This window comes from Paenibacillus sp. D9 (assembly GCF_001188365.1).
Taxonomy (GTDB): Bacteria; Bacillota; Bacilli; order Paenibacillales; family Paenibacillaceae; genus Paenibacillus_O; species Paenibacillus_O humicus.
On record NZ_JZEJ01000001.1, the window covers coordinates 1,193,680 to 1,212,469 of the forward strand.

The 18,790-nt window shown below is 59.9% G+C and carries 17 protein-coding genes; all 17 read right to left on the reverse strand.

All coding sequences use genetic code 11. From position 1 onward, the window contains the following. Positions 1–13 precede the first annotated feature (13 nt). On the reverse strand, positions 14–1,693 hold the full coding sequence (locus VE23_RS05550; protein ID WP_048748600.1) for a ribonuclease J: 1,680 nt from the start codon (positions 1,691–1,693) through the stop codon (positions 14–16). A gap of 340 nt (positions 1,694–2,033) precedes the next feature. Then, a complete protein-coding gene (gene dapA / locus VE23_RS05555; protein WP_048748599.1) occupies positions 2,034–2,903 on the reverse strand; it encodes a 4-hydroxy-tetrahydrodipicolinate synthase in 870 nt (289 codons plus the stop codon). Positions 2,904–3,010: 107 nt separating this feature from the next. Continuing rightward, entirely contained in the window at positions 3,011–4,228 is a 1,218-nt protein-coding gene (gene dapG, locus VE23_RS05560; RefSeq protein WP_048748598.1) for an aspartate kinase, read from the reverse strand. A 313-nt stretch (positions 4,229–4,541) separates the two neighbouring features. Continuing rightward, the gene (locus VE23_RS05565) at positions 4,542–5,129 is read right to left on the reverse strand and encodes a dipicolinate synthase subunit B (protein ID WP_049867528.1); all 588 of its coding nucleotides are present in this window, start codon (positions 5,127–5,129) and stop codon (positions 4,542–4,544) included. Further along, positions 5,129–6,025 (reverse strand): dipicolinate synthase subunit DpsA, encoded by an 897-nt coding sequence (gene dpsA, locus VE23_RS05570; protein ID WP_048748596.1) that lies wholly within the window; start codon positions 6,023–6,025, stop codon positions 5,129–5,131. The genes VE23_RS05565 and dpsA overlap by 1 nt, the downstream gene beginning before the upstream one ends. A gap of 352 nt (positions 6,026–6,377) precedes the next feature. Further along, complete coding sequence (gene dut, locus VE23_RS05575) at positions 6,378–6,821, reverse strand: dUTP diphosphatase (RefSeq protein WP_021878673.1); 444 nt, start codon at positions 6,819–6,821, stop codon at positions 6,378–6,380. Continuing rightward, positions 6,802–8,067, reverse strand: a complete 1,266-nt coding sequence (locus VE23_RS05580; protein WP_021878674.1) for a M16 family metallopeptidase — start codon at positions 8,065–8,067, stop codon at positions 6,802–6,804. Before VE23_RS05580 ends, dut begins: the two co-directional genes overlap by 20 nt. Positions 8,068–8,106: 39 nt before the next feature. Next, complete coding sequence (locus VE23_RS05585; RefSeq protein WP_048748595.1) at positions 8,107–9,090, reverse strand: polysaccharide deacetylase family protein; 984 nt, start codon at positions 9,088–9,090, stop codon at positions 8,107–8,109. A 190-nt stretch (positions 9,091–9,280) separates the two neighbouring features. Further along, positions 9,281–11,380 carry a polyribonucleotide nucleotidyltransferase gene (gene pnp / locus VE23_RS05590; protein ID WP_048748594.1) on the reverse strand — a complete coding sequence of 700 codons (2,100 nt, stop codon included), beginning with the start codon at positions 11,378–11,380 and terminating at the stop codon, positions 9,281–9,283. Between the two features lie 198 nt (positions 11,381–11,578). Then, entirely contained in the window at positions 11,579–11,848 is a 270-nt protein-coding gene (rpsO, locus tag VE23_RS05595) for a 30S ribosomal protein S15 (protein WP_021878678.1), read from the reverse strand. 189 nt (positions 11,849–12,037) lie between these two features. Next, positions 12,038–13,009, reverse strand: coding sequence for a bifunctional riboflavin kinase/FAD synthetase (locus VE23_RS05600; protein WP_049867529.1), 972 nt, complete (start codon positions 13,007–13,009; stop codon positions 12,038–12,040). 91 nt (positions 13,010–13,100) lie between these two features. After that, complete coding sequence (truB, locus tag VE23_RS05605) at positions 13,101–14,018, reverse strand: tRNA pseudouridine(55) synthase TruB (RefSeq protein ID WP_049867530.1); 918 nt, start codon at positions 14,016–14,018, stop codon at positions 13,101–13,103. Further along, positions 14,018–15,001, reverse strand: coding sequence for a DHH family phosphoesterase (locus VE23_RS05610; RefSeq protein WP_021878682.1), 984 nt, complete (start codon positions 14,999–15,001; stop codon positions 14,018–14,020). The genes truB and VE23_RS05610 overlap by 1 nt, the downstream gene beginning before the upstream one ends. Beyond that, positions 14,998–15,354 carry a 30S ribosome-binding factor RbfA gene (rbfA, locus tag VE23_RS05615; protein ID WP_048745314.1) on the reverse strand — a complete coding sequence of 119 codons (357 nt, stop codon included), beginning with the start codon at positions 15,352–15,354 and terminating at the stop codon, positions 14,998–15,000. The genes VE23_RS05610 and rbfA overlap by 4 nt, the downstream gene beginning before the upstream one ends. 14 nt (positions 15,355–15,368) lie before the next feature. Beyond that, positions 15,369–18,134: a translation initiation factor IF-2 gene (gene infB, locus VE23_RS05620; RefSeq protein WP_049867531.1), complete on the reverse strand. Its 2,766-nt coding sequence runs from the start codon at positions 18,132–18,134 to the stop codon at positions 15,369–15,371. Then, entirely contained in the window at positions 18,127–18,453 is a 327-nt protein-coding gene (locus VE23_RS05625; protein ID WP_021879640.1) for a YlxQ family RNA-binding protein, read from the reverse strand. The genes infB and VE23_RS05625 overlap by 8 nt, the downstream gene beginning before the upstream one ends. After that, positions 18,443–18,760, reverse strand: a complete 318-nt coding sequence (gene rnpM, locus VE23_RS05630; protein ID WP_021879641.1) for an RNase P modulator RnpM — start codon at positions 18,758–18,760, stop codon at positions 18,443–18,445. Before rnpM ends, VE23_RS05625 begins: the two co-directional genes overlap by 11 nt. Positions 18,761–18,790 lie beyond the last annotated feature (30 nt).

Genomic DNA, 18,790 nt, shown 5'->3' on the forward strand with positions numbered 1-18,790 from the left:
CTCATGGGTCGAATTAAACTTCCATGATGATCGGAAGAATCATCGGACGGCGGCGCGTCTGCTCGTAGAGGAAACGGCCAAGAGCATCCTTGACGTTCGTCTTGAGCGAGGCCCATTCGTTGACCTTGTCGTTCATCAGCTTGTTGAGGGTCGTCGTTACGATCCGGTTCGCCTCGTCCAGCAAGCCTTCGGATTCACGGACGTAGACGAAACCGCGGGAAATGATGTCCGGGCCAGCCTTGATCGTGCCGTCCTGCTTGCTCAGCGTGACGACGACAACGAGAATGCCGTCTTGCGACAGCAGCTTGCGGTCTCGCAGAACGATGTTGCCTACGTCGCCGACTCCCAGGCCGTCGATGAGCACGTTGCCGGATGGAACTTTGGAGCCCTTGCGGCCTTCGCCGTTCTGGAACTCCACCGTGTCGCCGATATCGATCAGGAAGATGTTGTTCGGCTCGACGCCGACTGCCTCGCCAAGCTTGGCGTGCTGGCGCAGCATCCGGTACTCGCCGTGGATCGGAATGAAGTACTTCGGCTTGATCAGGTTGAGCATCAGCTTCAGCTCTTCCTGGCTGCCGTGGCCGGATACGTGGACGCCCGATACGGAGCCCGGTCCGTAGATGACGTTGGCGCCCAGACGGAACAGCTCGTCCACCGTACGGCCTACATCCTTCTCGTTGCCCGGAATCGGTGTCGCCGCGATGATGACGGTGTCGCCCGGCAAAATGTCGATCTTGCGATGCGTCGAGCGCGCCATGCGGGTCAGAGCCGACATCGGCTCGCCTTGGCTGCCTGTGCAGAGGACGACAACGCGGTCTGCAGCCATCTTGTTCACTTCTTCGGGCTCGATGATCATGCCTTCAGGCACGATCAGGTATCCGAGCTCAACGGCAATCGTCACGACGTTGACCATGCTGCGGCCGACGATGGCGACCTTGCGCTTCGTCGCCATCGCGGCGTTGAACACCTGCTGGATCCGGTGCACGTTGGATGCGAAGGTAGCGACGACGACGCGCTGCTGGGACTTGCGGAAAATTTCCGTCAGCTCCACGCCGACGTTGCTCTCCGAAGGGGTCATGCCCGGACGCTCCGCGTTCGTGCTGTCCGACAGCAGAGCGAGCACGCCGCGCTTGCCGATCTCGGCGATGCGCTGCAGGTCGGCGAACTGGTCGTTGACCGGCGTAAAGTCGAACTTGAAGTCGCCCGTATGGACGACAGTGCCTTCCGGCGTCTCGAGGCATACGCCGACCGAATCCGGAATGCTGTGGTTCGTCTTGAAGAACGTCGTGCGGATCTCGCCGAGCTCAAGCTCGGAGTCGGCATTGATGAGAATCCGCTTCGTCTCTCCGAGCAGTCCCGCTTCCTTCAGCTTGCTCTCGATCAGGCCGAGCGTCAGCTTCGTTCCATATACCGGAACGTTCAGATGGCGGAGCACGTACGGAAGGCCGCCGATGTGGTCTTCGTGTCCGTGGGTGATGACGATGCCGCGGACTTTGTCGCGGTTATCGGTCAGATACGTGATGTCCGGGATGACGATGTCGATTCCGAGCATGTCCTCTTCCGGGAACTTGAGGCCTGAGTCAACGACTACGATGTCATTGCCGTATTGGATGACATACATATTCTTGCCGATCTCGCCGACGCCGCCGAGGGCGAAGATGAGCAGCTTGTCCTGGGTATTCTTTTTTGACAAGGGATTTCTTACCTCCTATGTGATGTGAAGATAGAATGAGATCTATGGTTAAGAAAAACTCTTCCATGAGATGCACGGACTCCACCCGCAATGCCGCCACGCGGCCGGGCTTGACTCGATATTCACTTTGCCGCACCATTCACTTAGGAATATTATACATGATGCAAAAGATGGAACACAAGCCGATTGGAAATTCCAGCCGCAATATTTGTCTCCGCCGCAAATCATCATCCGGAGCCGGGATTGCAAGCGCGGATGAAAAGGGAGACAGGATGCGTCCGGTCAATACGACAAAAAAACCGATGCGCAGCTAGGCGCATCGGTTGCAGAAAACGATCTTCTATAAGCCAAGCAGCTGGACCAAGGCGGAAGTTTCGGCTTCGTCCGCTTCGACGAGCGGCAGCCGGACACCGCCGACAGGCAGTCCTTTCAGCTCAAGCGCCTTCTTCACGAGAACGGGATTCGGAGCCTTGAACAATCCGTTGAACACCGGAAGCAGCTTCCGGTGCGACGCGGCGGCTTCGGCCGGACGGCCGGCCAGATAGGCTTCGATCATCGCCTTCATCTCGGAGCCGACGATATGGCTCGCTACGCTGACGACCCCGTAGGCGCCGACCGCCATCGCCGGCAGCGTCGCGCTGTCGTCGCCCGTATAGACACGGAATTCGGCAGGAGCTCCGGATATGATCTCCGAAACATGATCCAGCGAATGGCATTCCTTGGTCGCAACGATATTGGCCGCATCGCGAGCGAGCCGGATCGTCGTCCGCGCATCCATGCTCGCCACGGTCCGGCCAGGCACATTGTACAGCATGACGGGAAGCGCGGTCGCTTCGGCGATCGTCCTGAAGTGGCGGTACATGCCCTCCTGGCTTGGCCGGTTGTAATAAGGCACGACCAGCAGAATGCCGTCCACTCCCGCCTGCTCGGCCAGCTTGGTCAGGTGGACGGAATGGGCCGTATCGTTGCTGCCGGTGCCGGCGATGATGCGGGCACGCCCGGCCGCATGCTTGACGGCGAAGCGGAACAGCTCCAGCTTTTCGGCTTCGGCAAGCGTCGGAGACTCGCCGGTCGTACCGCTGACGACGATGGAATCGCTTCCCTGCGCTTCGATAAGATGGTCGATGAGCAGCCCCGTCGTCTTCCAGTCGATGCTGCCGTCATTGTGGAACGGAGTTACCATTGCCGTAATCAATCTGCCATAATCCATCTCTGTTCCTCCCCTGTTCCAGCGGACAACCATGACGGCCAGACCCGCTGCTTCTGTCTCGCTCTCAAGAGCGGCAGGCGGATGCCGCCTGCCCGCCTAACTCTATCCTATAAATGAAGCTCGAACTTCGCATGCAGGGCGCGCAAGGCGTTGCCCATATGCTCCTCCCGGACGAGCACCCAGATCGTCGTATTGGAATCCGCCGACTGGAGAATCGGAATGCCTTGCTCCGTCAGCGCCTCGACGATGCGCGCCATGACGCCGGGAACGCCGTTCATTCCGCCGCCGATGACGGACACCTTGGCGCAGCCGTTCACCGTCTGCGGCTCGAAGCCGAGCCCTTGCAGAACTTGGACCGCCTTGTCGGCGTCACGGTCGAATACCGTATAGAGAGCTCCGGCGGGCGTCACGTTGATGAAGTCGACGCTGATCCCGCTGCGGGCCATCGATTGGAACACCTGGAGCTGCATATCCGCTATGCCTTCAACCGTCCGGACGGATATCTGCGTGACGCCCTGGACATGAGCGATTCCCGTCACGTGGCGGTCGCGCAGCGGCGACGCGATGCTCAGAGCCGTCGGCATATCCGTCACGAGCGTCCCCTCGTCATCCGAGAATGTTGAGCGGACACGGAGCGGAATTCTGGCCTGCTGGGCGATCTCGACCGCCCGGGGATGGATCACCTTGGCCCCTTGGCGCGCCATGTTGCATATCTCGGCGTAACCGACTACGGTAAGCGGCTTCGCGTCTTTTACAATTCTTGGATCTGCGGTCAGAATCCCGTTCACGTCGGTATAAATATCGACGATCTCGGCATGCAGCGCCGCCCCGAGCGCCGTGGCGGACGTATCGCTTCCTCCGCGGCCGAGCGTCGTCAGGTCTCCCTGTCCGTTCTGTCCCTGGAAGCCGGTCACAATGACCACTTCTCCCCGGTCCAGATGCCCGATCATGCGGTCGGTGCGGATTTCCTCGATGCGGGCTTCGCCGAACTGGCTGCCGGTCACGACTCCGGCTTGGCCGCCCGTCAAGGCGACGCAGGGAATTCCCCTGGATGCCAGAGCCGTGCTCAAGACGACGGCCGAAATGATTTCTCCGCAGCCCATGAGCAGATCCCGTTCGCGAGCCGGAATCTCTCCGCCCTCTTCACTGGCGAGAGACAGCAGCGTATCCGTCGCATACGGATCCCCGCTGCGCCCCATCGCCGATACGACTACGACTAGACGATGGCCTTCGCCCAGCTCGCGCTGGATATGACGGACGACCAGCTCCCTGGTCTGCTTGGTCGCCACCGAAGTACCGCCGAATTTTAAAACCCGTACCCCCATGGATGACATCCCTTCGCTGAAGCGGCTTCTTCCTTGAAGCCGCTCCTCTCCCTGATAGCATGCAGTTGAAACCCTTTATGGCTGAATCATAGAAAAGCCGCCAGCGGCAGCATGCTGCCGGCTGGCGTTCTCTTGTTCCGCGCCGCATAACGGCTGGAGAATTCCCGGCCGGCTGTCTTGAAAGCCGGTTCTCCGCACCTGTCTTTGTTGAAACCGGCTCCTCCATGGAGGAGCCGGCACGGTCTGGCTTATTAGCAACCTTATGCACTCGCCGCAGCCGCGATGTCTCCATCGGTCTCCAAAGGCGCCATGCCTAACTTCTCTCGATGAGGACGGGCTGCATCTGCTTGCCTTGCAAGGCATGCTCGCATGCTTCCATGGCAAGGTCCATCTTGGCGACGAGCGAATTCGGCTTGTTCACCGGATCATCCTGGCCGAACGGCACGAAGTAGATGCTCTTCGCCGCCATCAGCTTCGCGATGTTCGCCATGTTCAGCCCAAGGCCGTCGTTGGTCGAGATTCCGATGACGACCGGCCTGCCGTTGCGCATCTGCGCCTTGGCCGCCATCAGGACGGCGCTGTCGGTCAGAGCGTTCGCAAGCTTGCTCGTCGTATTGCCCGTGCATGGAGCGATCAGCAGCACGTCGATCCGCTTGGAAGGCCCGAGCGGCTCGGCCTGGACGATCGTCGAGATGATCTCATTGCCGGTAATCTCGAGCAGCTTGCTCTTCCACTCCTGGGCTGTACCGAAGCGGGTGTCCGTCGTCATCAGGCTCTGCGTGACGATCGGCACGACGTTGGCGCCGGCATCGACGAAGCGTTGAATCTGAGGCATGACTTCCGCGAACGTGCAGTGAGAGCCCGACAGGGCATAACCGACCGTTAGTCCGTTCCAGTTCATCATTCATTCCCCCGCGCGCTGATGTCTTCCATAATCAGCTGAGTGACACAATCAGCTATGATTCGGCCGGCAGTCACAGGGGCAACGATTCCCGGCAATCCGGGAGCAAGAATCGCCTTCAGTCCGCGCTTCTCCGCAAAGCGGAAATCCGTACCGCCGGGCTTGGAGGCCAGGTCGATAATAACGGCGCGGGAGGGCATTCTAGCAATCATTTGCGCTGTGACTATCATAGTTGGAATTGTGTTAAAAAGCAAGTCGATATTGGCTGCGTGATCGAGCAAATCCCTTGTGTAGAAAGGCTTTGCGCCCATTTCCTGCGCTCTTGCGAAATGCTCGGGACGGTGCACTCCTGCAAGCACCCGGGCGCCCAGGCCCTGAAGGGTACGGATAAGCGTAAGTCCCGTCCGCCCGAGGCCGAGCACCATGCACGAGGAGCCGTGAATGGTGATGTCCGTATTCTCAATAGCCATTTTGACGGCGCCTTCCGCCGTCGGAATCGAATTCGATATCGCCACGTCGTCCCGCTCGAACAGCTCCACAAGCTCGATTCCGCGGCTGGCGCACAACGACTTCAAATAAGGCCTCGCCATGCCGGCATAGACCTTGCAATGGTCTGGGACACGCGCAAGCTGCGCATCCGTCAGGCGCAGTTCGGAATTGCTGAAAGCAGCGGGTATAATGCCGTTGTCGTCCGTCCCTACAGCAGGCAGAAGAATGGCGTCTGCCTTGTCGAACAGCTCGTCGCGAAGCTCATTGTCCACGGTTCCGTCCGGAAGGGTTCGGAGTCCGTCAAATCCGGACACCGTAACGGCTGCATCCAGTTCCGACAGCCTGCGGATGACCTCTAGCTGCCTTGCGTCGCCGCCGATCAGCAGCACCTGAACGCCGGTCAGCATGCTGGCGTCACTTCCTCTCACCTTGATCGCCCTTAAGCGGCACATGGCCGGCTGCACCGGCCCATGCCGCTGCACTCACTCAAGCTTGGGAAAGGCTCCCCCGCCTCCGCTCCAGCCGCTTTCGTGCGTCTAGACCATGGTATGCCGCGGCGCATACGAGGGTTACTGCGGAATCGGGCTTTCCTTCCCGGTGCCCGGCCGCCTCCTCCCGAGCGGACACATAGGCAAGGACGGCAGGTCGGACTGCCCGAGAAAATTGAGGTCCGGTACATGCAAAAGGCTGTCCGGCGCCACCCCCATGGGTGGCGCCGGACAGCCTTTTAGTCGGGATGAGAAATCTAGGACAACGGCTTCATACGCCCGTATGTCCGAATCCCCCGGCCCCGCGAACCGTCTCGCTCAGCTCTTCGACCTCGGAGACGGATACGGCCGCAACGGCCTGGAATACCATCTGGGCGATCCGCTCGCCCCTGTTGATCGTGAACGGCTGCTGGCCCAGGTTGACCAAAAGCACCTTCACTTCTCCGCGGTAGTCGGCATCGATCGTTCCCGGAGAATTAAGCACCGTAATGCCATGCTTGTACGCAAGCCCGCTCCGAGGCCGGATCTGGGCCTCCAGCGTTTCCGGCATCGCCATGGCGAAGCCGGTCGGAACAAGCGCGCGCTCTCCTGGCTGAAGCAGCAACGGATCCGCTACAGAGGCATGCAGGTCGAAGCCTGCCGCCGCTTCCGACATCCGCAGCGGCAGAGGCACATCCTCGTTGCCGGGAAGACGCTTAAACTGCACCGGAAACAAATTGGTCCCTCCTCAGCTTGGCGGCCGGCCCTTCTTCGGAGCCGACCATAGCCACGGCGAACGGAACCTTCAGCATCGAAGCCGTCACGGCGCGGATATCTTCCATTTTGACCGCTTCGATCCGCTCGATCATCTCGTCGAGCGTATAGTGGCGGCCGAGCATGAGCTCGTTTTTGCCATTGCGGTTCATCCGGCTGCTCGTGCTTTCCAGGCTGAGGATCAGACTTCCCTTGAGCTGCTCCTTGCCCCTCGTCAGCTCCGCATCGGTGAGGCCCTTGGCCGAGACGTCGCCGAGCAGCTCCATCGTCAGGTCAAGCACATCCGCGGTCTGGCGCGGAGCCGTTCCGGCGTAGACGGTGAACAGTCCCGAATCGGCATAGGAGGTATGGTAGGAATAGACCGAATAGGCGAGTCCCCGCTTCTCGCGGATTTCCTGGAACAGCCGGGAGCTCATGCCGCCGCCGAGGGCGTTGTTGAGCAGGATCATCGCGTACAGGTTGTCGTCGGAAATGGAACAGCCCGGGAACGTGAGACAGATATGGTTCTGCTCCGTTTTTTTCGGGCGGAACAAGTACTCTCCCTTGAACTCGGGAGCCTCCAGGCTCCGTCCAAGCCCGCTGTCGGAGAAGCTGCCGAACTTGGCCTCCAGAAGCTCCAGCAGCCCCTTTTCCTCGATGTTGCCCGCGACGCTGATGACCGTGTTCTCCAGCGTATATTGTTCCTTCATATACCCGCGCAGGTCGGCCGGCCCCATGGAAGTCAGCCGCTCTTCGGAACCCAAGATGGAATAAGCGAGCGGATGGTCCCCGTAGGAAGCCCGGGAAGCCTCGTCATGGACCTTGTCGTCCGGCGTGTCCTCGTACATGGCGATCTCTTCGAAGATGACGTTCTTTTCCTTCGCCAGTTCTTCCTCGTCGAACCTGGAGTTGAAGAACATGTCCGCGAGAGCATCGACCGCAAGCGGCAGATGCTGGTCGAGCACCTTGGCGAAATAGCATGTATATTCCTTTGCCGTGAACGCATTCACATTGCCCCCGATGCCGTCGAACAGGTCGGCGATATCCTTGGCGCTGCGTGTATCCGTGCCTTTGAAGAGCATATGCTCGATAAAATGGGAGATACCGTTGTTGGACGGCGTTTCGCTGCGGGATCCCGTCTTGACCCAAATGCCGAACGATACGGAACGGCAGGTGGGAATCGGTTCCGCGACAACGCGCAGACCGTTGCTGAGTCTATATATATTCACCGGATCTCCTCCTTGAGTTTGATTATCATCATAACAAAATTAAGGTTTGGCCTCAACCGGAGCCTCGATCCGCTCCTCCGAAATCGTTTCGCTGACGGGCACAAGCAGCAGTCCTTTGCGTTTTGCCGCCTTGATCATGCCTTCGAGCGCATCTCTCGAGCTTGCGGTCGGATGCATCAGAATAAGCGATCCCGGCCCGATGCCTCGTGCGATCTTGTCGACGACCGAGCCCGGCGAAGGCTTGCGCCAATCCACCGTATCCAGCGTCCACATGACCGTCCTCAGTCCTTGCGCGCGCGCGGCTTTGATCGTCGAGGCGTTGTAGCTACCCGATGGCGGGGCGAACAGCCGGTTGCTTGCGCCGAGCGTATCCTTGAGCAGCTGCTCGGTGCGCGTGATCTGCGACGTCTGCTGCTCCATTCCGAGCTTGCTCATATCGGGATGAGAGTAGGCATGATTGGAAATCTCGTGGCCTGCCGCCTGGATTTTACGCGCTTCCTCCGGATATTTTTTCAGCCAGGATCCATCCAGGAAAAAGGTCGCCTTGACTCCGTACCGGTCGAGAGTCGCCAGCATCGGCTCCAAATATTCATTGCCCCACGCGACATTGATCATGAACGAGGCCGTCGGCTTCGCGGGATTGCCCCGATAGACCGGCTCCAGCGGATAGTCCTCCACGCTTACCTTCGGCTTGACCGCCTTGTACACATATTGAACAGGGGCATCGGGACGAAGCTTCGCTTGCCGGTAGGTGGCCTCGATATCGACTTCGCGCCCGTCATAGCCCGGTATCGCCCGGAACCAACGGTCGACCTTGGCATCCACCGGCGGGATATAGCGCTTTTCCGCCTCCTGCTTGATTTCCGTCCGCAGCGCCTCTTCGTTGTCTGTCAGCAGCATGGCCGACCGGATTTCACCGCTTTTGATCGCCTGAACGTACCCTCCGGCGCCGCCATAACTGACCGCAAGCAGGACGACGGCTGCGCCGAAGGCGGCGGACAAGCCCCATTGCCGCAGTTTCATCGCTACATCCCTCCACTCTTCTCCATGATTCCTATGAATAAGAGGGACAATTTATGCGGCTTGGACTCCGCGGGTCGGGGAATGTTCCCAAGAACAAAAGGCGTACGGACATGGCCGCGCAGGCAAATAAAAAAGAACCAGAGAGTGTCTCTGGCTCTGAGTTTTCGATGGGCTGCAATTCCAGCCGGAATCAGGCTTGGGAAGGAGCCTCGGCCGTAAGCACCGCTTTGCGGGACAGATTGATGCGTCCCTGCTGGTCGATCTCCGTGACTTTGACGGTGATGACGTCGCCGATGTTGACGGCGTCTTCCGTCTTGGCTACCCTCTCCGTCGACAGCTGGGAAATGTGGACCAATCCGTCCTTGTTCGGGAGAATCTCCACGAACGCCCCGAACTTCTCGACGCGCTTGACCGTGCCGGTGTAGATTTCGCCGACGACGACTTCCTTGACGATGCCTTCGATGATGGCGCGGGCGCGCTTGTTCATCTCTTCGTTGGAAGAAGCGATGTAGACCATGCCGTCCTGCTCGATATCGATTTTGACTCCCGTCTCCTCGATGATCTTGTTGATGATCTTGCCGCCTGCGCCGATGACATCGCGGATCTTGTCCGGATTGATGCGCAGCGTCATGATCTTAGGCGCGTATGCCGACAGGCTCTCGCGCGGCTTGCTCATCGTGGCGTTCATCTTGTCCAGGATATGCATGCGGCCTACGCGGGCCTGCTCCAGAGCCTGGGTCAGAATCGCGCGGTCGATGCCGTCGATCTTGATGTCCATCTGGATGGCCGTTACGCCTTCAGCGGTGCCGGCGACCTTGAAGTCCATGTCCCCGAGATGATCTTCCATGCCTTGAATGTCCGTCAGGATGGAGAAATGCTCTCCGTCCTTGATCAGCCCCATCGCCACGCCGGCTACCGGCGCCTTGATCGGTACGCCTGCGTCCATCATGGCCAGGGAGCTGGCGCAGATGCTCGCTTGCGAAGTGGAGCCGTTGGATTCCAGCACCTCGGATACGAGGCGGATCGTGTACGGGAAATCGGCTTCTGAAGGAAGAACCTTGGAAAGGGCGCGTTCGCCGAGGGCTCCGTGTCCGATCTCGCGGCGTCCAGGCGCGCGCAGAGGGCGTGCTTCGCCGACGCTGAACGGCGGGAAGTTGTAATGATGCATGAAGCGCTTGGTCGTCTCCGGGCTGATGCCGTCGAGAATCTGGACATCGCCAAGCGCTCCCAGGGTGCAGACGCTGAGCGCCTGCGTCTGGCCGCGCGTGAACAGGCCTGTGCCGTGCGTGCGGGGCAGCACCGATACGTCGCAGTCGATGGGACGGATCTCGTCGAGTCCGCGTCCGTCCGGACGAATCTTGTCATGCGTAATGAGGCGGCGCACTTCTTCCTTGACGATGTCGTACAGCGTTTCCTTCACGTCGCCCATGAGCTCCGGAGTTTCCGCATAGACTTCCTGGAAGTGGGCGACCGCTTCGCTGTTCGCGAGATCGATCGCTTCCTGGCGGGCATGCTTTTCCTCGATGCGGATCGCTTCGATCAGACGTGCGGAAGCGAACGCCCGGACAGCGTCATTGACTTCGGAATCGACGGTATGGAGAACAACCTCCATCTTTTCCTTGCCGCATTGAGCCGTCAGCTCGTCGATCGTAGCCACGATGTTCTTGATTTCTTCATGGCCGAACATGATCGCTTCCAGCATGACTTCCTCCGTCAGCTCGTTGGCTTCGGCTTCCACCATCATGATGGCGTCTTTCGTGCCGGAAACAACGAGTTTGAGATCGCTGGCTTCTTCCTGCTCGACCGTCGGGTTGATGATGAACTTGCCGTCCACCCGGCCTACGATGACGCCTCCGATCGGTCCGTTGAACGGAACGTCGGAAATGCTCAGCGCAGCGCCTGTGCCGATCATCGCGGCAATTTCAGGCGGGCAATCCTGATCCACGCTCATGACGAGGTTCAGCACTTGAACATCGTTGCGGAACCCTTCCGGGAACAGCGGACGGATCGGACGGTCGGTCAAGCGGCTCGAAAGGATAGCCTTCTCGCTCGGGCGTCCTTCGCGCTTGATGAAGCCTCCAGGAATCTTGCCCACGGCGTAGAGGCGCTCCTCATAGTTGACCGTAAGCGGGAAGAAGTCCAGATCCTTCGGACCCGAAGAAGCGGTAACGGTGCAGAGGACGACGGTATCGCCATATCGTACCGTAACGGCAGCATTGGCCTGCTTGGCCAGGCGGCCGCTTTCGAGGGTCAGCTGGCGACCCCCCAGTGTCATTTGAACCTGGTGCATGATATCCCTCCTAATCTAGAAAAATATTCGGCGCAGCCTCGGGTTATCCTGCCCGGCGCGGACGCCCGACCTTCTCCTGAAGCCTTGTCCGGATATGTAAAAATACACTTGTCGAATTGATTATAAAAAGCAACCGGGCTGCAGCCCTTCCGGGAATCCCGGACAGCTGGACAACCAGGTTGCTTCTTCAACAGCTTCTTAGCGGCGAAGACCGAGCTTCTCGATCAGAGCGCTGTAACGTCTAACATCCTTGTTTTTCAGGTATGCCAGCAGCTTGCGGCGCTGACCGACCATTTTCAGAAGACCGCGGCGCGAGTGATGATCTTTCTTGTGCGTCCGCAGGTGATCCGTAAGGTTCACGATGTTCTGAGTAAGGATTGCGACCTGAACTTCAGGAGAGCCGGTGTCGCTTGCATGCGTCTTGTGCTCTTCGATGAGCTCTTGCTTGCGTTCTTGCGTAAGTGCCATCCTAGTTCACCTCCAATTACGTAATAGGTTGCTTGAGTAGCCGCCGTCAGCCTCGCCGCCGCCGGTGAGAGCGGACAGGCCAAGCCAAGGCCGTGATGGCCGGAGCAATTCCGGACAACATTAAACAGTATAGCATCTACGGGTAACAAAGTAAACGCCTGCCGCTCGGAAGCTCTTCCGCAGCGCCGCTCAGTCCTCCAGCAATTCCCTGGCGCGAGCCTTGTCTCGGCCAAGCTGGGAGACGAGCTCGTCGATTCCCGAGAACTTCTGTTCCGTGCGCAGGAAATGAACAAAGTCGATCTCCAGCCTGTTCCCGTACAGATCTCCCTCGAAATCAAGCAGATGGGCTTCAAGAACGGGGACGATCTTGTCCTTGTTGAACGTAGGCTTCATTCCGTGGTTCAGCACCGCATCATGAACAGCAGGCTCCCCCCCTAGGGGAGAAGGAATCCTGACCTTGACCGCATAGACGCCAAGCCGAGGCAGGACGTAAGGCTGGTCCGGACTCAGGTTGGCCGTGGGGAAGCCGAGCAGCCTTCCCCTGGCATCGCCGTGCACGACGATGCCGCTGACCCGGTAAGGCCTTCCCAGCAGCTCGGCCGCGAGCTCGACGCGGCCTTCCTCCAGCGCTTCCCGCACATAGGTGCTGCTGACTTTGAGCCCGTCCCTCTGAGCGGCCGGAACAATATCGACCGTGAAGCTTCCGCTTCCCAGCTCAGCCAGCATGTGCGGGGTTCCTGCGCCGCGGCTTCCGAACGTGAAGTCGAAGCCGACGACGGCATGGCTGACGCCGAGCGGCACCAGCACCTCCCTAGCGAACATCTCGGGACTGATGGCGGCAAAGGCAGGGTCGAATTGCATGATGAAGACGGCATCCGCCCCTGCTTCCCGGAACAGCTCCAGCTTCGCGTCGAGCGGCGTCAGGCATTCGGCGAAGCCGCTGCCGATGCCGAGCACTTCGCGGGGATGCGGGTGGAACGTCATCACCGCGGCGCGGGTTCCCGATTGGCGGGCCTCTTCGACAGCACGGTCGATCACATGGCGGTGCCCGAGATGGACGCCGTCAAAATGCCCGATAGCCAGGCAGCACGGCGCCGGGGAAAACGCCGGTTCATTGCTGCCGTTGATCGGGTAGCTCAGTTCGTAAATCTCCACTTCCATTCACCCGCATTCCTTTTAATCTTCAGGAAGCCTGCAGCCCCGGTTCCAGAGAAATCCCGGATCCCGGCTCTGCGGCCCGCATGGCGATCCGCTATTCCGAATCGGGCCGGGCGAACACCTTCACCGGCTTCACCATGCTTCCGTCTTCCGTAATTTCAAACACGCCGGCAAAGGAGCCGTCCTGGCCATAAAGCCGGAATTGGCTTCCTTCCGCAGGACGCTCGTCCAGCCACTCGACCGGAATCCGGCGGCCTTGCAGAGCTTGGCGCATAGCCGGCGGGGCGGCGCTGGAGCGCGGCATGTGGGCAAGCGCCGCTTCCGCAGGAAGCAGGCGCTGCTCCAGCGTCCCCTGCTCCATCAACAGCTGGGCTTGTTCAAGCGTCAGGCAATCCTCTTCCGAAAAGCCCGCCGACAGCGTGCGCTTCAGCTCCGCCATGGCGGCAGGCACCCCGAGCTTGCTGCCGATATCTTCGCACAGCGTGCGAATGTACGTCCCTTTGGAACAGACGACCCGGAACCGGACGAGCGGATGCGGCCTGTCCAAATCCATGGACAGCACATCAAGCGAATGAATCGTGGCTTGACGGGGCTTGCGCTCCGCCGTCTTGCCTTCCCGCGCCAATTCATAGAGCCGCTTGCCGTCAACCTTCACGGCCGAATACATCGGCGGCAGCTGCATGATTTCGCCCAGGAAGGACATCAGGGCTTGCCTTATATCCTGCTCGCTCAATGCGACTGAGTCCACTTGCTCCAGAATCTCGCCGGTCAAGTCGAGCGTATCCGTAGAAATGCCGAGCTGCAGGACGGCCTCGTAGGCTTTGGGCAGCTCCTGCATGTATTCAACCACGCGTGTCGCTTGGCCGACGCATAAAGGAAGCACGCCGGTCACCATAGGATCCAGCGTGCCCGCGTGGCCGATGCGTTTGGTCCGGAGCAGCCTGCGGCATTTGGCCACCACGTCGTGGGACGTCCAGCCGGCAGGCTTCCAGATTGCCAAAATTCCATCCATCAGTCTTTCAGTTCCTCCCTTATGACGGCCAACAGGGAGCTCATCGCTTCCTCTATCGGGCCGTCAATGCGGCAGCCGGCCGCCCGGATATGGCCGCCTCCGCCGAAGCGGGAAGCGATTGCCGCCACATCAAGCGTGCCTCCGGAGCGCAGGCTTGCCTTGACGCTTCCGTCGCGCAAGCCTTTGAACAGGATGCCAGCCTCTACGCCTTCGACATTGCGGGCATAATTGACAAGGCCCTCCAGATCCTCCGGCGCAGCGCCTGTCTCCTGCATGTCTTCGGGCGAGATATGCATCGTGCAGACGCGGTCGCCATAATGAAATTCCATCCGGTTCAGCCCTAGCCGAAGCAGCTTCAGCTGAGGCAGCGACATGCGTTCCAGCAGCCGATCGGCGATGGCATGGCCGCCCGCCCCGGCTTCAAGAAGCTCCGATGCTGCCTGCATGACCCTGGTATCTGTATTGGAATACCGGAAGCCTCCCGTATCCGTAAGCAATCCGGTGTAGAGCATTTCCGCCGCCGGCTGCTCCAGAGGCATGCAAGCGGTCCGGACGAGCCCGTACAGAATCTGTGCCGTGGCCGCGGCATCGGGAACGACGAGATTGACGGCTCCGTATCCGTTATTAGTAGGATGATGATCGATATTGAGCAGCTCGTACCCGTCTTCGAACCATTCCGCAATTCGTCCGATCCGTTTGAAATCGGCGCAGTCGACGGCAATGATCCGCTTGAACTTCCGCCCTTGGTTTTCTCCATAGCGGAGAATGCCTTCCGAGCCGGCCATGAAGCGCAGCCTGTCCGGCACGAGGTCTTCATTGGCCAAGACAGCCTTCTTGCCCAGCTTGCCGAGCAGCCAGGCCGCAGCAAGCGTGGAGCTCACCGCATCCCCGTCAGGCTGAACATGGGAGACAACCAAGTAGTCGTCTCCCTCGTTCATGAACTGCAGAGCAGCTTCGTATAGATCCTGCCCCGCCCCGGTCATTGGCCTCCGTTGTCACGGTTGATGTCCGTGAGCAGAGACTCAATGCGGCTGCCGTACTCGATGCTGCTGTCGAATTTGAAGAGCAGCTCCGGCGTATGGCGCAGACGGATTCGCTTGCCGAGCTCCGAACGGATGAATCCGGTGCCGCGCGCGAGCGCCTTCAATGTTTCTTCCTTTTGATCGTCGCTTCCGAGCACGCTCAGGTACACTCTCGCCTGGGACATGTCGTTCGTGACTTCGACGCCGGTCACCGTGATGAAACCGATGCGGGGATCCTTGAGCTCAGCCTGGATGATCTGGCTGAGCTCCTTCTTGATCTGTTCCCCCACCCGGCCTACGCGGATCTTAGCCATGGTGAATCACCTCTTTAACGTTCTACCTTTTCCTGCACGAAGGCTTCGATAACGTCGCCCTCTTGAAGATCATTGAAGCGCTCGACTGTAATGCCGCACTCGTAGCCTTGAGCGACATCCTTCACATCATCCTTGAAGCGCTTGAGCGTGTCGATTTTGCCTTGGTATACGACGATGCCGCTGCGGACGATGCGGGCTTCAGCCGAACGGGAAATCTTGCCGTCGATGACCATGCAGCCTGCGATCGTGCCGACCTTGCTCACCTTGAACAGGTTGCGCACTTCGGCGTGGCCGATGACGACTTCCTTGAAGACCGGATCCAGCATGCCCTTCATGGCCTGCTCGATTTCTTCGATGACGTTGTAGATGATGTTGTGCAGGCGGACGTCGACCTTCTCCTGCTCGGCAGCCACGGCGGCCTGAGTCTCAGGACGGACGTTGAAGCCGATGACGATGGCGTTGGAGGCCGATGCCAGCGTGATGTCGGATTCCGTAATCGCGCCGACGCCGTTGTGGATGCTCTTCACGCGGACGCCTTCCACTTCGATCTTCTCGAGCGAGCCGCGGAGAGCTTCCAGGGAGCCTTGAACGTCGGCTTTGATGATGACGTTGAGGTCCTTGATCTCGCCTTCCGTAATGTGCTTGTAGAGATCGTCCAGCGTAACGCGGGAATTCGCTCCCATTTCCGACTGGCGCTGCTTGATCGAACGGCGTTCCGCGATGTCGCGGGCTTTGCGCTCGTCCTCGAACACCATGAACGGATCGCCGGCTTGCGGAACTTCCGTCAGGCCCGTAATCTCGACCGGAGTCGAAGGATCGGCTTCCTTGAGGCGGCGTCCCTTGTCGTTGATCATGGCGCGCACGCGGCCGAACGTATTGCCGGCTACGAATGCATCGCCGATCTTCAGCGTCCCGTGCTGCACGAGCACGCGGGCTACCGGGCCTTTGCCCTTGTCGAGCTCGGCCTCAAGCACGGTGCCGCGGGCGCGTTTGTTCGGGTTGGCCTTGTAGTCGTTGACCTCGGCCACGAGCAGGATCATTTCCAGCAGCTCTTCGAGATTGATGCGCTGCTTGGCGGAAATGTTGACGAAGATCGTGTCTCCCCCCCACTCTTCCGGTACGAGCTCGTATTTGGTCAGCTCCTGCTTGATCGTATCCGGATTCGCATCCGGCTTGTCGATCTTGTTGACCGCCACGATGATCGGGACATTCGCCGCTTTGGCGTGGTTGATCGCTTCGACCGTCTGCGGCATGACGCCGTCATCGGCCGCCACGACGATGATCGTGATGTCCGTCACTTCGGCTCCGCGGGCGCGCATCATCGTGAACGCGGCGTGGCCCGGAGTATCGAGGAACGTAATTTTCTTATTGTTGATTTCGACCTGGTACGCGCCGATATGCTGCGTGATGCCGCCGGCTTCGCCGCCGGTCACGTTCGTGGAGCGGATTGCGTCCAGAAGCGTCGTTTTGCCGTGGTCGACGTGGCCCATGATGGTCACGACCGGAGCGCGGGCGATGAGATTCTCTTCCTCGTCCTTCTCTTCGACCGTCTCGAAATCGTCTTCCTCGACCGGAATCTTGATTTCGACTTCCTCGACTTTGAACTCGGATGCGACGAGCTGGATCGTCTCGATATCCAGTTCCTGATTGATCGTCGCCATGACGCCAAGGAAAATGAGCTTCTTGATGACTTCGGAAGCGTCCTTGTGGAGCAGCTTGGCGAGGTCGCCGACGGTCATGCTGCCGCGGACGATGATTTTCTTCGGCGTATTGTCGATTTTCTCGCGTTGAGGCTGCTGGCCGCCGCGGCCGCCTTTGCCGCCTCTGCCGCGGCTCTTGTAGCTGCCGCCGCGATCGTCGAAGCGACCGCCCGCGCCTTGGCCGGGCTTGCCGCCGCCTCTGCGGTTGTTGTTGCCGCCGGGACCGCCTGTGCGTCCGGCTCCGCCTGCGCTGCCGCCGCGGGAGAAGTCGCGTGTGCCGCCGGCAGGCTTGTTGTCCGTGAACGTGCGCGGAGCGGCAGCCGTGCTGCGGCTTTCGCCGCGCGGGCCGGTCGACGACGCTGCTTGCCCGGCGCCCTGCGGCCTGCTGCCGCCGTAACCGCCGCCTTGACCCGGAGGCCGTCCTTGGCCGCCGCCTTGTCCTTGCGGACGTCCTTGGCCGCCTTGGCCCGGAGGCCGTCCCTGGCCGCCGCCCTGTCCTTGCGGACGTCCTTGGCCGCCTTGGCCCGAAGGCCGCCCTTGGCCGCCGCCCTGTCCTTGCGGACGTCCTTGGCCGCCTTGACCTGGAGGCCGCCCTTGGCCGCCGCCCTGTCCTTGCGGACGTCCTTGGCCCGGTCCGCGTCCTTGGCCGCCGCCTTGTCCTTGAGATGCCGGACGCTGCTGAGTTCCAGCGGACGAACCGCTGCCTTGTGTATTCGAAGTCGTATTCATAGTCACCTGTCGTTCCTGCTGATTTTGGTTTGTAGACTGCTCTTGACGTTGAATAGTATGCACTCCTTGTTGCTCCGGCCGCTTGTCGGCGGGGCGCTTGGAAGGGGCCGAGGCGGATACCTGCGGGTTGCCCTGCGCGCGCTTCGCTGCGGCGTTCGCTTTGATGTCGCGGAAGAAACCTTCCACTTTGTTGACCATGTCGTTTTCCATCACGCTCATGTGGTTGTTGACCGGCGTGTCCAGACGCTTAAGAATCGTTATGATTTCCTTGCTGCTCATGTTGAGGGACTTCGCGTATTCATATACGCGCAGCTTCTCTTTGGTGTCTTTGCCATCCTGTGGTTTAGTCAATATACTCCACCTCCGTATTCTGGCTCAGTTGCCCCCGAATCATGTTCGCGAACCCGGAATCGGTTATGGCCACGATGACCCGCTCTTCCTTGCCGAGAGCCTGCCCGAGGCTGTCCCGGGTGAATGCTTCGGCCAACGGCACGCCGTAGGACGAGCATTTATCGCGATATTTCTTCTTCGTATTATCGGAAGCGTCGGCAGCGACTAGCACAAGCCGGGCTTTGCCTTGGCGTACGGCTTTGAGAACCGTCTCGTCGCCGGTTATGACTTTGCCGGCACGCATCGCCATGCCCAGATTGGAAAGAGCTTTATTCGTCATCCTCATCCGCCTCCTGCTCTTTGGCGGCAAGAAACTGTTCTTCGACGGAGATGAATTCCCGCTCGAGCTGATCGTAGATCTCCGGAGGAACCGCCTGCTTGAGCGCGCGGTCGAGCGCGCGGCTCTTCTTGGCGAGGCGGAAGCATTCCGCTGTCCCCCGCAAGTAGGCGCCTCTTCCGGATTTTTTGCCCGTCAGGTCGATGACGATATTCCCTTCCGGAGTCCGGACGACCCGGATGAGCTCCTTCTTGGGCAGCATTTCCTGGCTTGCCACGCATTTGCGCATCGGTATCTTTCTAGGTTTCAAGCGTAGTCCCCCCTTGCGGCAGACAGCCGT

Coding starts and splice junctions, on each gene's coding strand:
- dapA (WP_048748599.1), bottom strand. CDS start 2,903: ATGGATTATGGCAGATTGATTACGGCAATGGTAACTCCGTTCCACAAT.
- dapG (WP_048748598.1), bottom strand. CDS start 4,228: ATGGGGGTACGGGTTTTAAAATTCGGCGGTACTTCGGTGGCGACCAAG.
- VE23_RS05565 (WP_049867528.1), bottom strand. CDS start 5,129: ATGAACTGGAACGGACTAACGGTCGGTTATGCCCTGTCGGGCTCTCAC.
- dpsA (WP_048748596.1), bottom strand. CDS start 6,025: ATGCTGACCGGCGTTCAGGTGCTGCTGATCGGCGGCGACGCAAGGCAG.
- VE23_RS05585 (WP_048748595.1), bottom strand. CDS start 9,090: ATGAAACTGCGGCAATGGGGCTTGTCCGCCGCCTTCGGCGCAGCCGTC.
- pnp (WP_048748594.1), bottom strand. CDS start 11,380: ATGCACCAGGTTCAAATGACACTGGGGGGTCGCCAGCTGACCCTCGAA.
- rpsO (WP_021878678.1), bottom strand. CDS start 11,848: ATGGCACTTACGCAAGAACGCAAGCAAGAGCTCATCGAAGAGCACAAG.
- VE23_RS05600 (WP_049867529.1), bottom strand. CDS start 13,009: ATGGAAGTGGAGATTTACGAACTGAGCTACCCGATCAACGGCAGCAAT.
- truB (WP_049867530.1), bottom strand. CDS start 14,018: ATGGATGGAATTTTGGCAATCTGGAAGCCTGCCGGCTGGACGTCCCAC.
- VE23_RS05610 (WP_021878682.1), bottom strand. CDS start 15,001: ATGACCGGGGCGGGGCAGGATCTATACGAAGCTGCTCTGCAGTTCATG.
- rbfA (WP_048745314.1), bottom strand. CDS start 15,354: ATGGCTAAGATCCGCGTAGGCCGGGTGGGGGAACAGATCAAGAAGGAG.
- VE23_RS05625 (WP_021879640.1), bottom strand. CDS start 18,453: ATGACGAATAAAGCTCTTTCCAATCTGGGCATGGCGATGCGTGCCGGC.